We start from the raw sequence: 13,189 nt of genomic DNA, 5'->3' as shown, positions 1-13,189 counted from the left end.
GTGCTCCACACCTCTCTACACCATGTACGTCATTATTGATCGGGGGATATCCCCGATATGCTCCACCCTGTCCACTAACTCTGTAGCGATAGCCGATTTCGGCATACCGAACACAATACAAGTCTCCCTTGATTCTGCAATGGCTTTCACTTCGCCTTGCTCTTTAAGCTTGACCAGTCCTTCTGAACCATCCGCTCCCATCCCAGTCAAAACCACAGCTATTTTGGCATAGTTTCGAATCAGGCTTGCAGACTTGAACAAGATGTCAACCGAAGGTCTATGACCATTTTTCGGTTCCTCTTTCGACAGTTGGATCGATAATTGCCCTCCGTTTTCAACCACCTTTGTATGTACACCACCCGGGGCAATATAGGCCGTTCCCTTCTCAAGGATTTCACCGTGTTCGGCTTCCTTCACATGGATCGAGGCTTGACCATCCAAACGGTTGGCGAGTGATCTTGTAAATCCCGGCGGCATATGCTGAACGACAACGATTGGCGCATCCAGCTGACGGGGTAATCCTGTTAATACGTTTTGTAATGCCCGGGGGCCGCCCGTCGAAGTTCCTATCAGAATCATCTTAGGGGAATTCACACCCCATGTACGATCAACCGGTAATTTTCCTGTCCTTTCAACTGAGCCGATTCCAGCGTCAATTGCTGACTCCCTCTGAAACGCCCTGGTTATTTTCGCCACATTCACCTTGCTTGCAGCCACTACTTTTTCCACCATTTCATCTTGAATCTTATGAAGATCCAATGAAATGGTCCCTGATGGTTTCGCAACGAAATCAACAGCTCCAAGTTCCATGGCCTTAACAGTCTCATCCGCACCGTCAATGGTAGTGGAAGAAAGCATGACGACAGGGACAGGACACTCTTCCATAATTCTCTTTAACGCATCTATCCCATTCATCTTCGGCATTTCTACATCAAGGGTTACGACATCGGGTCGAAGTCTCTTAATCTTAGCAATCGCGTCTTCTCCATTCCTTGCAATCCCTATCACTTCTAGCTGTTTGCTGCTCGTTAAAAATTCACTGATAAGTTTCCTCATAAATGCTGAATCATCTACAACTAGAACCTTTTTCATTCAGGGCTTTTACCTCCCAAAAAATAATTTTCGAATTGTCCTTACAAATCCCGTCCCTTTACGTTCCTTAGACTCCCTCGTACCTGTCAGGCTATGAACCATCGTATGCAGGCTCAGTGTCATGGCTGATGCAGGATATCCCACAACGATCGGCGTTTGGTGAACGACGGCCTTCCTGACAGCTGAATCCTCTGGAAGTACCCCCAGGGATACGATTTCCTTGTGAAGGAATTTCCTCACTGTTTCTTGTAATCTAGTAATGGTTTGAAGCCCTTCATTCTTGAATTCCGCCCGATTACATAAGAGGTAGAATGGTTTTTCCCCGTCCTTCATGTAGATGTATTTCATCATAGAATAGGCATCGGTAATGGAGGTCGGTTCTGGAGTGGTGACAACAATGATTTCATCCATGGCGAGGAGAAATTCAAGAGTTTCCTTCGTTGCACCCGCCCCCATATCGAATAGAATATACTCATACTTATGAATCGCATATTCCATTACTTCGAAAAAGCGTTCCATCTGTTTTTCTTTCCACTCCACAATATTTTTTAGGCCATTACCCCCACTTATGTAAGAGATACCATGAATGTTTTCACATATAATCGTGTCGATATCTAGTTCTTTTTCCTCAAGGTAATCCATGATGGAGTATGAATGATGACTTCCAAGTAAAATATGAATATTTCCCATCCCTATATCCATATCAAATAATAGTACCTTCTTATTCTCTTTACCAAGGAGGATGGAGAGGTTTGTAGATATATTCGATTTCCCGACCCCTCCCTTTCCACTTACGATCGCGATCGTTTTAGCAGGTTCAGAATCAGTGTGGAGCATTTTCCTCCTCAGGTTATATGCTTGATCTTTCATAGCTGAATCCTTTCATGAGCATACTTACGATCTCATCCTCTTTCACCTCGGTAATATCCTCGGGGACATCCTGACCATTCGTTACATATGCTGCACCGATCTTCGCCTCAGACATCAAATTGATCATGGAACCGTAGCTTGATGTCTCGTCTGATTTAGTAAAGATGAAACGGTCAATATCAATAGAAGAAAATTGAGAAATGATTTCCCTCATATCCCGCTCTTTACTTGTCAATGACAGAACCAGGTAGGTTTCCATATGATGATCGAAATCGATGATTTTTTGCAAATCCTCTACGTATTTCCTTTCCCTGAAGTTACGACCTGCTGTATCAATGAATACATGATCGTAGTCCACGAACTTCTCGATTGCTTTTTTGAAGTCTTCCATTTTATAGACCACTTCAACAGGGACGTTTAGTAGGCCCGCATAAGTTTTCAATTGTTCGATCGCAGCAATCCGGTAGGTGTCCGTAGTGATAAAGGCTATTTTCATGCGTTTCTCTATCACGGCTTCAGCGGCCATTTTGGCAAGCGTCGTCGTTTTCCCCACACCCGTAGGGCCAATGACATTGATATATTTCCGGTTATAACTTATGCCGCCAAAGGTGATTTCTTTTAAAAATTGATAAAAAAAGCGTTTCACTTCTTTATAAGCCCATTCATCCTTATTGACTGTTTGAACCGATTCACTTTTGATTTTCTCTTCCATCGCATCTCCTAATTGAAACAGGGTAGCGTCACTAACGTCCTGTTTCTTCAGGTGAAGCAGAACTTCCTTTACATCATCACTGAATTTCTCAAAATGGTTCCTGGAATTCATGGAAGAAATCATTTGCTTTAATTCCTTTAATTCCGTTTCTACCAATCGATTGGAATCGTGCTGTTCTTTTTCCAAGGCAGGTTGAATGACCCCAGTTGAAGCTTGCTTCGTTTTCACCCGGCTGATTTCAAGCTTTTCATTTTCAACCTCCGGGTCAATGGCTGCGATGACTTGAATCATTTTTTTCTTGAACAATCCGATAAAGCCTCCTGTGTATGAGACTTTGGAATTTAAAATGACTGCATCTTCACCAAGTTCAGCCCTGACCTTCTTCATTGCTTCATTCATGGATGGAGCCGTGTACTTCTTTACTTTCATCCTACATTCACCACCCCTAAACTTTGTACTTCAACATTTGCTTCTAATTCGTTATACGAAATGATTGGGACCTGAGGAAAATATCTTTCCGTTAACTGTCTTACATACATTCTCACAGCAGGAGAACAGAGAATGACGGGGGATTCCTCCATAAGGGAAAGCTGTTCCACTTGAGAGGCGACAGCTTCCAGAATGCCCTGCGAGTCATTGGGATCCATGGATAAATAGTTGCCGTGCTCTGTCTGCTGAATGGCATCGGCAATCATTTTCTCCACCTTGCCGCTCATGGTGACGACTTTTAAAGTAGTGTCCCCTTGAACATATTGGTTCGTGATTTGTCTTGCGAGTGACTGTCTTACATACTCTGCTAACAGATCTGTATCTGAACTCATCTTCCCGTAATCGGCAAGTGTCTCGAAGATGATCGGTAAATTCCGGATGGAAACATTTTCTTTTAATAGCTTGGAGAGTACTTTTTGCACTTCCCCTACGGTCAATGGATTCGGTGTCACTTCCTCCACAAGTATCGGATAAGATTCCTGCAGATGATCGATGAGCTGCTTCGTTTCCTGCCTGCCAAGAAGTTCGTGTGCATTATTCTTGATCATCTCCGTGATGTGGGTTGACACCACAGAAGGAGGATCTACTACGGTATATCCGAATATCTCTGCCTGTTCCTTCATATCTTCTGCTATCCATTTAGCTGGGAGACCGAAAGACGGCTCGATTGTATCGATCCCTTCAATGGATTCATCTTCCACCCCTGGACTCATCGCTAAATAATGATCTAAGAGAAGTTCCCCACGGGCCATTTCATTTCCTTTGATCTTCAACCGGTATTCGTTCGGCTGAAGCTGGATATTATCCCGGATCCTGACAACAGGGATGACCAGGCCAAGCTCGATGGCCAATTGTCGTCTGATCATCACGATCCTGTCAAGAAGGTCTCCCCCCTGGTTTGTATCTGCAAGTGGAATCAATCCATATCCGAACTCAAATTCAATCGGATCGACATTGAGAAGGTTTACGACGCTTTCAGGACTCTTCATTTCGTCCTGCTCCACCTCTTCCTCCATTTCCATCATGTCCGTTTCACTTTCTTTAGGCGTCCTTGACAACATATAGCCACCGATCCCGAGTAGGGCTGCTACCGGTATCGTCAAAATATCGTTGATTGGCGTGGCTATGCCCAGCATGAAAATGGTGAACCCTGAAACATAGAGCATGACAGGATATGCCAGAAGCTGATTCATGATATCCTGTCCCAGATTTCCTTCAGACGCAGCCCTCGTCACGACAATTCCTGTTGCTGTCGATATTAACAGAGCCGGGATTTGACTGACGATTCCGTCGCCAACTGTCAGAAGTGAGTAACGGGTTGCTGCCTCTGCGATAGGGAGCCCTTGTTGGGTCATTCCGATGATGATCCCAAATATCAGGTTGATCAAGACGATGACGATCCCTGCGATGGCATCACCTTTTACAAATTTGGATGCTCCGTCCATCGCTCCGTAGAAATCCGCTTCTCTCCCTACTTTTTCACGGCGGTTTCTTGCATCGTGCTCAGAAATCATCCCGGCATTCAAATCAGCATCGATACTCATTTGTTTCCCGGGCATGGCATCGAGTGTAAAACGGGCGGCAACCTCAGACACCCGCTCGGAACCTTTCGTGATGACAATAAATTGTATGACGATCAATATGATGAATACAACAAGTCCTACAAGGATATTCCCACCTACAACGAATGTTCCAAAGGTTTCCACAACGTCCCCCGCTTCACCCTTACTAAGGATCGATCTCGTTGTGGAAACATTTAGACCCAATCTGAAAAGCGTCAATAATAATAATAGGGAAGGAAATATAGAAAACTGTAACGGTTCATTCATATTCATGGAGATTAGGAGGACAAGTAATGCAAGTGAAATATTCATGATGATCAATAAGCTCAATAACCAGGATGGGAATGGAATAATAAGCATGGCAACGATTAGTATGACACTTGCTAAAACGGATAAATCTCTTGCTGACATTGTTTCTCTCCTAACTGCTTACATCTGGTTTTTGATTCGGTAAACATAAGCTAAAATTTCTGCTACTGCCTTGAAAAATTCTTCTGGTACGCTATCGCCGATTTCTGCCGAGTCATAGAGCGAACGGGCGAGCGGCCGGTTTTCTACCATGATGACGTCATTTTCACCTGCGATGTATTTTATTTTCTGTGCCAGGTAATCAACACCCTTTGCCACGACGTATGGGGCATCCATTTTATCCTCATCATATTTAAGGGCAATGGCAAAGTGGGTCGGATTGGTGATCACAACATCTGCCTCGGGTACTTCCTGCATCATGCGCCGCATGGCCATTTCACGCTGTCTTTGCTTAATTTTAGACTTGATGAGGGGGTCCCCTTCAACGTTTTTATGTTCGTCTTTCAGGTCCTGTTTCGACATCCGTATGTTCTTCTCAAAATCGTATTTCTGATATAGAAAATCAAAGAGGGATAAGAATAATAACGCAAGGGATGCTGCAATCCCCATCTGGATCGTCAGACTTGCCATGGTCGTCAAGGAATCCCCCACCGATTTAAAGGACAGACTCAACACCCGGTCAATGTTCATCCATAGAACGACAAAGGTAATGGCCCCAACAAATGAAATTTTCAGGATGGATTTTAATAATTCGACAATGGCACGCAGGGAAAAAATTCGCTTAAATCCCTTAATGGGATCGATTTTCTCCAGCTTAGGCTGCAAGGGCTCTGTCGTGAACATGACACCCACTTGTATATAATTGGAGATCAAGCCGGCAACAAGGGCGACCAGCATAATCGGACCAAGCAGCAGAGCGATCTCCTTCATCAGGTCCATGGTAATGACTTGCACGGTATTTTCAGTCAGATCCATGAGCATGTATTCCTGAAACGTTTGATGAAATAAATCAAACACGATGTCCCCTATATAGGAAGCACTGAAAGTCAGAAATAAAAAGACAGCCAGCAGAATGATGGCCGTATTGACATCCTGACTTTTCGCTGTTTGACCTTTTTTTCTGGCGTCATCCCTTTTTTTGGGAGTTGCTTTCTCTGTCTTTTCCCCACTGAAATACTGTAGGTCTAATGATAGCCACTGCAATTTATGTGCCTCCAATGATTTTCATTAAATCCCTCATGGTTACAAACATCATTTCAAACAATTTCTGCATGACCGTAAATGTGACTCCCATGACTATGAATAGCACGATGAAGGCTACTCCGATTTTAATGGGGAACCCAACCACAAAGATATTTAACTGTGGCACGGTCCTCGCTACGATGCCTAATGCCACATCTACAAGGAAAAGAGTCGCAACCACAGGAATGGACATCTGAAAAGCGATGATGAACATGGAATTAAAGGACGTAATGACATATTCGATTAAGTTCTCATTTCCAAACGGAATCCAAGGGGAATCGATCGGAATCAATTGATAACTGTAAAAAATCCCATCGAGCAGTAAATGATGACCATTAAGGGCGAGTAATAACAAAAGGGCGAATGTGTACAAGTATTGCCCCGTCAAAGGACTTTGGGCTCCCGTTTGAGGGTCGATCACGTTCGCAATGGCAAACCCCATCTGAAAATCAATGAACCCCCCCGCTATTTGAATAGCTGTTACAATCATGTAGGCAACAAACCCGATCAAAAGACCGATCATGGCTTCTTTCATGATCAACAGGAAGTATTGTCCGTTGATTTCAAATGCCTTTGAATCGATCGTATAGTACATGACCCATGATAGTACCACTGAAAAGGCGATTCGATGCTGTGCAGGTATATTTCGATATGAAAACAGCGGCATCGTGACAAAAAATGCCGAAACCCTCACAAAAACGAGTAGATATACCGATAGTATAGGTACGAGCTCTTCCATTCTACTACCCTACGAACCTTGTTAAATCTGAAAAAATCTGCGAAGTATACGTCACAAGCTTCGTTAACATCCAAGGCCCAAAGAAAACGATGCCGATCAGTACAGCAACAATTTTCGGAATGAATGCAAGTGTCTGTTCTTGAATTTGGGTTGTCGCTTGGAAAATACTGACAATCAACCCTACAACCAGGGCCAGTAGCAGTAATGGGCCTGATACAACGAGAGTAACGTAGATACCCCTCTCTGCTATGGCAATTACGGATTCAGCATTCATGGTAACTCACCTACTTAAAAGCTTTGTAAAAGAGATTTTATTACTAAATACCAGCCATCCACTAAAACAAACAGTAAAATTTTGAACGGCAATGAAATCATGACAGGTGGCAGCATCATCATACCCATCGACATCAAGACACTCGCTACGACCATATCGATGACCAAAAATGGGATGAAAATCATAAATCCTATCTGAAAAGCCGTCTTGATCTCACTCAATGCGAAAGCCGGCACTAAGGATGTGAGAGGAATATCTTTCACTGACTCTGGACGATCAGCTCCTGAATATTCAAGAAACAATTCCAGATCCTTCTGTCTCGTCTGTTTACTCATAAATTCTTTAAAAGGAATTGAAGCTTTCGTGTATGCTTCTTCCAGATTGATCTCTTCATTAAATAGAGGTGTCAACGCTTCATCATTCACCTCTTGAAAAGTAGGAGCCATGATAAAGAAAGTAAGAAATAAAGAAAGTCCGATCAACACCTGATTCGGTGGCATTTGCTGAGTGGCAAGGGACGTACGGACGAAGGACAGGACGATCATGATCCGGGTAAAAGATGTCATCAATATCAGGATACTGGGTGCAAGGGATAAGACGGTAAAGAGTAACAGCAGCTTTACACTGGTCGACACATCATCTGCTGAGCTACTATTGAAAAACTCCATGAATTCATTCATCAGACTGTTTCCCCTTATTCTTTAACTCCTCGAGCATCTTTTTCCTACCCTTGTTCATTTCCTCAAACTGTGACTTCAACTGAGCTTGAAATGATCTGTCCGTTTTATTCGGCGAAGATCCTTTGACTCTGTTCATCAAGCCAGAAACGGCATATTTGGTATCCGGAAACTGGGATTCTTCATAATAAGAAAGAATTTCTTCTTTCTCCTTTTCATCCCTTACCTCTTTCAAAAGCTGAATATCTTCACCCACACCCAGGACCAGTACCTGTTTGCCTACCTTTACGATCTGTACGGAACGGTTCCCCCCAAGTGGGGTCCCGCCTAAATGGTTGATTAATTTTGTTTGCTGAAATGATCTTCCTTTTTGATTAATGAACTTTAATAAAAAATATATGAGTGCCACTACAAAGATAAGGGCAACGATCATCTTAAGGTAATCTAAAAACGTAACGGAAGTGGCAAGCCCTGATTCAGAACCTTCCACTCCATCCGTTTGCTGCCCCTCGCATGTATCCGGATGCTCTATGCAGTCTTTCACATTATTCACTTCAGCAAATGCTTTCATGTCTCCGGCGGCTGCCGTGAAGATGAAAAGCACTATAGCAAATAGAATTTGAAACTTTTTCAATACATGCACCTTCTTATTAACTGTTAGCTTAACGCTTTCTGGATCGCTTCGATTACACGATCAGCCTGGAACGGCTTTACGATAAAATCCTTCGCACCAGCTTGAATCGCATCGATGACCATGGCTTGTTGGCCCATGGCAGAACACATGATGATTTTCGCAGAAGCATCAATCGACTTGATTTCCTTTAAGGCCGCTATACCATCTTTTTCAGGCATGGTAATATCCATCGTCACAAGATCGGGTTTTAATTCTTTATATTTATCCACAGCCTGACTTCCATCTGCTGCTTCCCCTACTACGTCAAATCCATTTTTCGTTAAAATATCTTTGATCATCATTCTCATAAAGGCTGCATCATCTACAATTAGAATCTTATTCGCCATTACCCTCATCCTCCATTATCTCTAATAAAATTCTTCTATTATTTTAGTTTTTTAATTCGATCACTCTGACTAACAATGTCGGTGATCCTGACACCGAAGTTCTCATCGATGACAACGACTTCCCCTTTGGCCATCAACTGGCTGTTTACAAGGATATCGACCGGCTCTCCCGCTAACTTATCCAGTTCGATGATCGAACCAGACGACAACTCAAGGATGTCTCTGACTGATCGATTCGTTCTTCCGAGCTCCACTGTCACTTGAAGTGGTATATCCAACAGCATATTTAGATTCTTACTTTCCTGTTGTCCCAGTGCAGCAGGCTCGAAACTGCTGAATGTAGCCGGTTGTACATGGACGGGCTCAGAATGTCCGCTTTGTCCCCCCAGATGCTGAGAGTGAGACTGGTGAGGTGGGTTCGTACTTTCATGGATCCCGCTATATACCGGTTCAGGAACGGAATCCGGTGCTTCCACCATACTTGGCGCCGATGTAGCCGCCACTTCCTCTGTGGCACCGCCATTCATTAATTCATCCACTAAGCTTCTCGCAAAGGATAGCGGAAGGAGCTGCATGATATTAGAATCGATCAGATCTCCAATTTTCAACGAAAACGAAACTTTAACAAGCAGGTCTTGATCTGGGATGTTTTCTTCCCCTTCTCCCCGGGGAATGTACATGAGATCAATGGATGGAGGTGAAATATCCACTTTCTTACTGAATACAGTCGACATGGATGTAGCAGCTGAACCCATCATCTGATTCATGGCCTCCTGTACAGCGCTGAGCTGGATTTCACCGAGATCCCCGGATGGGTTTCTTCCATCCCCGCCAAGCATCAAGTCGGCAATGATGGACGCATCCGATTGTTTGATGACGAGCAAATTCACACCGGAGAACCCTTCCGTATACTGAACCTGAATGGCTACATAAGGATGAGGAAATTCCTCTTCTAAATAGTTCTTATCGATGATAGTCACTTTAGGGGTCGTAATTTCCACCTTCTGATTTAATAAGGTGGAAAGTGCGGTTGCAGAACTTCCAAACGAAATGTTCCCGATTTCACCCAAAGCATCTTCTTCTATGGAGCTGATATAATCACTCATCTTAATTTCTTTGCGTTCTTCTACTTTCTCTTCTGGCTCCGCAGAACCACGAAGTAACGCATCTATTTCATCTTGCGATAACATATCACTCATCTTCGTCGTCTCCCCCTTTCAACGAATCTAAAATTTGCACGGCCATTTTTTTATTTGATTTACCAGGCTGTGCAGTGAATTTAGGAATCTCACCTATTTTTATAGTTAAAGGATCATCGATTCGTGTGTTCATTTCAATCACATCACCAATCGAAAGCATAAGGAACTCCTCGATGGTGATGTCTGATTGTCCCAATTCAGCTACGATCGGAACTTGTGCCCTCTTGATTCTTCTCTCCAGCTGAGCGGTTTCTTCAGGGTTGCTTTCTTTACGCTTTGATTCCATCCAATAACTGCCGGATAGTTTCGGAAGGATCGGTTCCAATACAACGTGAGGAATGCAAATATTGATCATTCCACTGGTCTCACCAATCGTTGTATTCAAAGAAATGACCACTACAGTTTCATTGGGAGAGACCATTTGCAGAAACTGTGGATTCACTTCGAATTCAGTAAACAAAGGATCGACGTCCACCACTGTGCTCCAGGCTTCCCTGAGATTTTCAAACGCCTTTTCAAATAGTTGACTCATGATCCTCGTTTCAATTTCCGTTAAGCTTTCCACTTTATTGACACTGATCCCTCTGCCTCCCATGACACGATCCATCATTGAATAAGCAATATTCGGGTTGATTTCCATGAGGATCCTACCATCCAGTGGCGGCAGTTCATATACATTCAAAATCGTCATTTTCGGTACGGAACGAATAAACTCCTCATAAGGGATCTGATCAGCAGACGCTACATTGATTTGAACGTACGTTCTTAGCTGGGCAGAGAAATAGGTCGTTAAAATCCTTGCAAAATTCTCATGGATCCTCGTTAAGCTTCTGATCTGGTCTTTCGAAAAGCGCAGGGCTCTCTTAAAATCATAAACTTTGACTTTCTTCTCTTCTTCTTCTTTCTTGAAATCATCCGCACTCATCTCCCCGGTATTGAGGGCTGATAGCAGGGCATCAATTTCACTTTGAGACAATATTTCACTAGCCATCCCTTCACCTCCAAACCTTCAGGCCAATTTATTGAATCATCATAGAGGTGATATATACTCTTTCAACCGCGCCTTCCTGCATGAGGGAGTTCACTTTGTCTTTCACCTTTGTCTCGACCAATTCTTTCCCTTTTTTCCCTTGCAGTTCTTCTGCTTTCAATTCTGAAAGCTCTTCTATGATGATATTATTCACTTGAAAATCCCTTTTCGCTAATTCTTTCTTCGCTTTCTTACTATCCGTTTGAATCTTAAAAGAGATACGAATAAAGTCGTTGCTCATTAAATTCGTGGTCATTTCAGGTATGTCCACCGAGTTTTCAATCACTTCTTCAATGGAGGGACCTTTTGCTTCCTCATCCCCGGAAAACTTCAGCAATACCACCAGTGCTATGACACCGACGAGGGTAATGGTCGCCAATGAAATCATCATGATCGTCATGGTTTTACTCTTCAATTTGTATTACCTCCCTCCTGGGGCAGATGAAGCAGATTCACTTTTTGAAAAAAGGTAAGTGAGCGGGAATTGACCTCATCCACTGATTCTTTCACAACATACCGTCTACCATTTGTTAATAGAATGGTAGTATCGGGAAATGCTTCGACTGTTTCTATGTATAGGGCATTCAACGTAAACGATTTACCATTCAGCCTGGTCAATGTAATCATTCATTTATTGGGAGGGACTGATCTCCTCAGCCACTCCCTTCCTCCCTTTCAAGGAATTAACGTTTCAAGTTTACAAGTTCCTGCAGGATTTCATCAGACGTTGTGATGATCCGTGTATTTGCCTGGAATCCACGTTGAGCTGTAATCATCTCGGTGAATTCTTCGGAAAGGTCTACATTGGACATTTCAAGTGATCCTGACTGAAGGGCTCCCCGTCCTTCCCCTGCTACACCCTGGTTTGGAAGTCCCGAATTATTGGAAGCCTGGAACAGATTATTACCTGCCTTTGTTAATCCGCCGGGATTAGAGAATGTAGCAAGAGACAGCTGACTCAACACTCTCACTTCTCCGTTTGAAAATACTCCGTTCACTTCTCCTGAAGAACCAATGTTGAAACTTTCAAGATATCCTTCTGAGTTTCCATTAACCGTATCTACATTTGCAGAGGAAGAGCTGTCGAACTGAGTGATCTTGGAGAAATCAAGATCGATCGTTTGGGTTGCACTAGCACCTGTACTGTTATCAAGACTCAACTTGAAAGGAACATATCCTGTCGGAGGCGCAATAACTTTTCCTTCATTATCAAATTTAATAACTGCAGAAGTGGTGGCGGTATTAACAGAAACGTCATCTGTTAAACTTGAGATGTCAACACTCCACTCGTTCATTCCCGTTTTTTCCATAATCAGTTTCAAACTGATATCCTTACCAAGTGAATCCTTAACTTTGGTCTCCAATTCCACTTTCGTCCCATCAGCGGCACTGGACTTCAAATTCCCATTATAAGTAGCTTTAGTTGTAGCCTGCGGCGCCATCGTTGTATTCGTATCAATCTTAATATCAGCCGTACCACTCTTATTGACTACACCACTTGCATCAACGGGATACCCCTGCACCAAATTCCCCTGACCCGTTACTAGATTTCCGTTTGAATCCAGGTAAAAGTTCCCGGCACGAGTGTACATTTCGTTATTTCCTTGTCTCACAACGAAGTATCCATCTCCTGATATGGCGACATCCAATGAACGTCCGGTAGTTTGAAGACTTCCCTGTGTCTGGATTGTATCGATGGAGGATAATGACGATCCAAGCCCTACTTGCTTTGCATTTTGCCCGCCCCGGTTGTCTGTTGCCCTGCTGGCACCGGACACGGTTTGATTCATGAGATCCTGGAATGTGACCCGGCCCTTTTTATATCCGTACGTATTGACATTGGCGATATTATTACCGATTACATCTAATTTGGTTTGAAAGTTTTTCATTCCACTTATACCTGAATACATTGAACGTAGCATGAATGTTTTCCCCTTTCGTATGTGCTGTTTCAGTCATTCCACAGCATATAGG

At 43.3% G+C, this 13,189-nt stretch carries 15 protein-coding genes; all 15 read right to left on the bottom strand.

Annotation, left to right across the window (positions count from 1 at the left end):
• Positions 1-15: 15 nt before the first annotated feature.
• Genes P8596_RS10150 through flgF form a run of 15 tightly spaced genes read right to left on the bottom strand, consistent with a single transcriptional unit; the run spans position 16 to position 13,137 of the window.
• On the bottom strand, positions 16-1,092 hold the full coding sequence (locus P8596_RS10150; RefSeq protein ID WP_224520253.1) for a protein-glutamate methylesterase/protein-glutamine glutaminase: 1,077 nt from the start codon (positions 1,090-1,092) through the stop codon (positions 16-18).
• 9 nt (positions 1,093-1,101) lie between these two features.
• A complete protein-coding gene (locus P8596_RS10145) occupies positions 1,102-1,929 on the bottom strand; it encodes a MinD/ParA family protein (RefSeq protein WP_279726750.1) in 828 nt (275 codons plus the stop codon).
• A gap of 13 nt (positions 1,930-1,942) precedes the next feature.
• On the bottom strand, positions 1,943-3,103 hold the full coding sequence (flhF, locus tag P8596_RS10140; protein ID WP_224520255.1) for a flagellar biosynthesis GTPase FlhF: 1,161 nt from the start codon (positions 3,101-3,103) through the stop codon (positions 1,943-1,945).
• Positions 3,100-5,136, bottom strand: coding sequence for a flagellar biosynthesis protein FlhA (flhA, locus tag P8596_RS10135; protein WP_034760203.1), 2,037 nt, complete (start codon positions 5,134-5,136; stop codon positions 3,100-3,102). The genes flhF and flhA overlap by 4 nt, the downstream gene beginning before the upstream one ends.
• An 18-nt stretch (positions 5,137-5,154) precedes the next feature.
• Entirely contained in the window at positions 5,155-6,237 is a 1,083-nt protein-coding gene (flhB, locus tag P8596_RS10130; RefSeq protein WP_224520256.1) for a flagellar biosynthesis protein FlhB, read from the bottom strand.
• Between the two features lies 1 nt (position 6,238).
• Entirely contained in the window at positions 6,239-7,015 is a 777-nt protein-coding gene (gene fliR, locus P8596_RS10125) for a flagellar biosynthetic protein FliR (RefSeq protein ID WP_060669711.1), read from the bottom strand.
• A gap of 4 nt (positions 7,016-7,019) precedes the next feature.
• The gene (fliQ, locus tag P8596_RS10120) at positions 7,020-7,289 is read right to left on the bottom strand and encodes a flagellar biosynthesis protein FliQ (protein WP_034760208.1); all 270 of its coding nucleotides are present in this window, start codon (positions 7,287-7,289) and stop codon (positions 7,020-7,022) included.
• Between the two features lie 14 nt (positions 7,290-7,303).
• Positions 7,304-7,969: a flagellar type III secretion system pore protein FliP gene (gene fliP / locus P8596_RS10115; protein WP_034760209.1), complete on the bottom strand. Its 666-nt coding sequence runs from the start codon at positions 7,967-7,969 to the stop codon at positions 7,304-7,306.
• Positions 7,962-8,600, bottom strand: a complete 639-nt coding sequence (locus tag P8596_RS10110) for a flagellar biosynthetic protein FliO (protein WP_224520257.1) — start codon at positions 8,598-8,600, stop codon at positions 7,962-7,964. Before P8596_RS10110 ends, fliP begins: the two co-directional genes overlap by 8 nt.
• 23 nt (positions 8,601-8,623) lie before the next feature.
• Positions 8,624-8,986, bottom strand: a complete 363-nt coding sequence (locus P8596_RS10105; protein ID WP_034760212.1) for a response regulator — start codon at positions 8,984-8,986, stop codon at positions 8,624-8,626.
• 38 nt (positions 8,987-9,024) lie between these two features.
• A complete protein-coding gene (gene fliY, locus P8596_RS10100; protein WP_279726748.1) occupies positions 9,025-10,185 on the bottom strand; it encodes a flagellar motor switch phosphatase FliY in 1,161 nt (386 codons plus the stop codon).
• Entirely contained in the window at positions 10,178-11,176 is a 999-nt protein-coding gene (gene fliM, locus P8596_RS10095; RefSeq protein ID WP_229595508.1) for a flagellar motor switch protein FliM, read from the bottom strand. The genes fliY and fliM overlap by 8 nt, the downstream gene beginning before the upstream one ends.
• 28 nt (positions 11,177-11,204) lie before the next feature.
• On the bottom strand, positions 11,205-11,615 hold the full coding sequence (fliL, locus tag P8596_RS10090) for a flagellar basal body-associated protein FliL (protein WP_279726985.1): 411 nt from the start codon (positions 11,613-11,615) through the stop codon (positions 11,205-11,207).
• 11 nt (positions 11,616-11,626) lie between these two features.
• Positions 11,627-11,842 carry a flagellar FlbD family protein gene (locus P8596_RS10085; protein WP_034760220.1) on the bottom strand — a complete coding sequence of 72 codons (216 nt, stop codon included), beginning with the start codon at positions 11,840-11,842 and terminating at the stop codon, positions 11,627-11,629.
• Between the two features lie 56 nt (positions 11,843-11,898).
• A complete protein-coding gene (gene flgF / locus P8596_RS10080) occupies positions 11,899-13,137 on the bottom strand; it encodes a flagellar basal-body rod protein FlgF (RefSeq protein WP_279726747.1) in 1,239 nt (412 codons plus the stop codon).
• Between the last annotated feature and the right edge of the window lie 52 nt (positions 13,138-13,189).

This window comes from Rossellomorea sp. DA94, assembly GCF_029834455.1.
Classification (GTDB): Bacteria; Bacillota; Bacilli; order Bacillales; family Bacillaceae_B; genus Rossellomorea; species Rossellomorea vietnamensis.
The sequence above is the reverse complement of the archived record's forward strand: the minus strand, read 5'-3'. Positions and strand labels throughout refer to the sequence as shown.

Excerpts from the sequence above, each read along its gene's own strand:
- P8596_RS10150 (WP_224520253.1), bottom strand. The coding sequence starts at position 1,092 with ATGAAAAAGGTTCTAGTTGTAGATGATTCAGCATTTATGAGGAAACTT.
- P8596_RS10145 (WP_279726750.1), bottom strand. The coding sequence starts at position 1,929 with ATGCTCCACACTGATTCTGAACCTGCTAAAACGATCGCGATCGTAAGT.
- flhF (WP_224520255.1), bottom strand. The coding sequence starts at position 3,103 with ATGAAAGTAAAGAAGTACACGGCTCCATCCATGAATGAAGCAATGAAG.
- flhA (WP_034760203.1), bottom strand. The coding sequence starts at position 5,136 with ATGTCAGCAAGAGATTTATCCGTTTTAGCAAGTGTCATACTAATCGTT.
- fliR (WP_060669711.1), bottom strand. The coding sequence starts at position 7,015 with ATGGAAGAGCTCGTACCTATACTATCGGTATATCTACTCGTTTTTGTG.
- fliQ (WP_034760208.1), bottom strand. The coding sequence starts at position 7,289 with ATGAATGCTGAATCCGTAATTGCCATAGCAGAGAGGGGTATCTACGTT.
- fliP (WP_034760209.1), bottom strand. The coding sequence starts at position 7,969 with ATGAATGAATTCATGGAGTTTTTCAATAGTAGCTCAGCAGATGATGTG.
- P8596_RS10105 (WP_034760212.1), bottom strand. The coding sequence starts at position 8,986 with ATGGCGAATAAGATTCTAATTGTAGATGATGCAGCCTTTATGAGAATG.
- fliY (WP_279726748.1), bottom strand. The coding sequence starts at position 10,185 with ATGAGTGATATGTTATCGCAAGATGAAATAGATGCGTTACTTCGTGGT.
- fliM (WP_229595508.1), bottom strand. The coding sequence starts at position 11,176 with ATGGCTAGTGAAATATTGTCTCAAAGTGAAATTGATGCCCTGCTATCA.
- fliL (WP_279726985.1), bottom strand. The coding sequence starts at position 11,615 with ATGACGATCATGATGATTTCATTGGCGACCATTACCCTCGTCGGTGTC.
- P8596_RS10085 (WP_034760220.1), bottom strand. The coding sequence starts at position 11,842 with ATGATTACATTGACCAGGCTGAATGGTAAATCGTTTACGTTGAATGCC.
- flgF (WP_279726747.1), bottom strand. The coding sequence starts at position 13,137 with ATGCTACGTTCAATGTATTCAGGTATAAGTGGAATGAAAAACTTTCAA.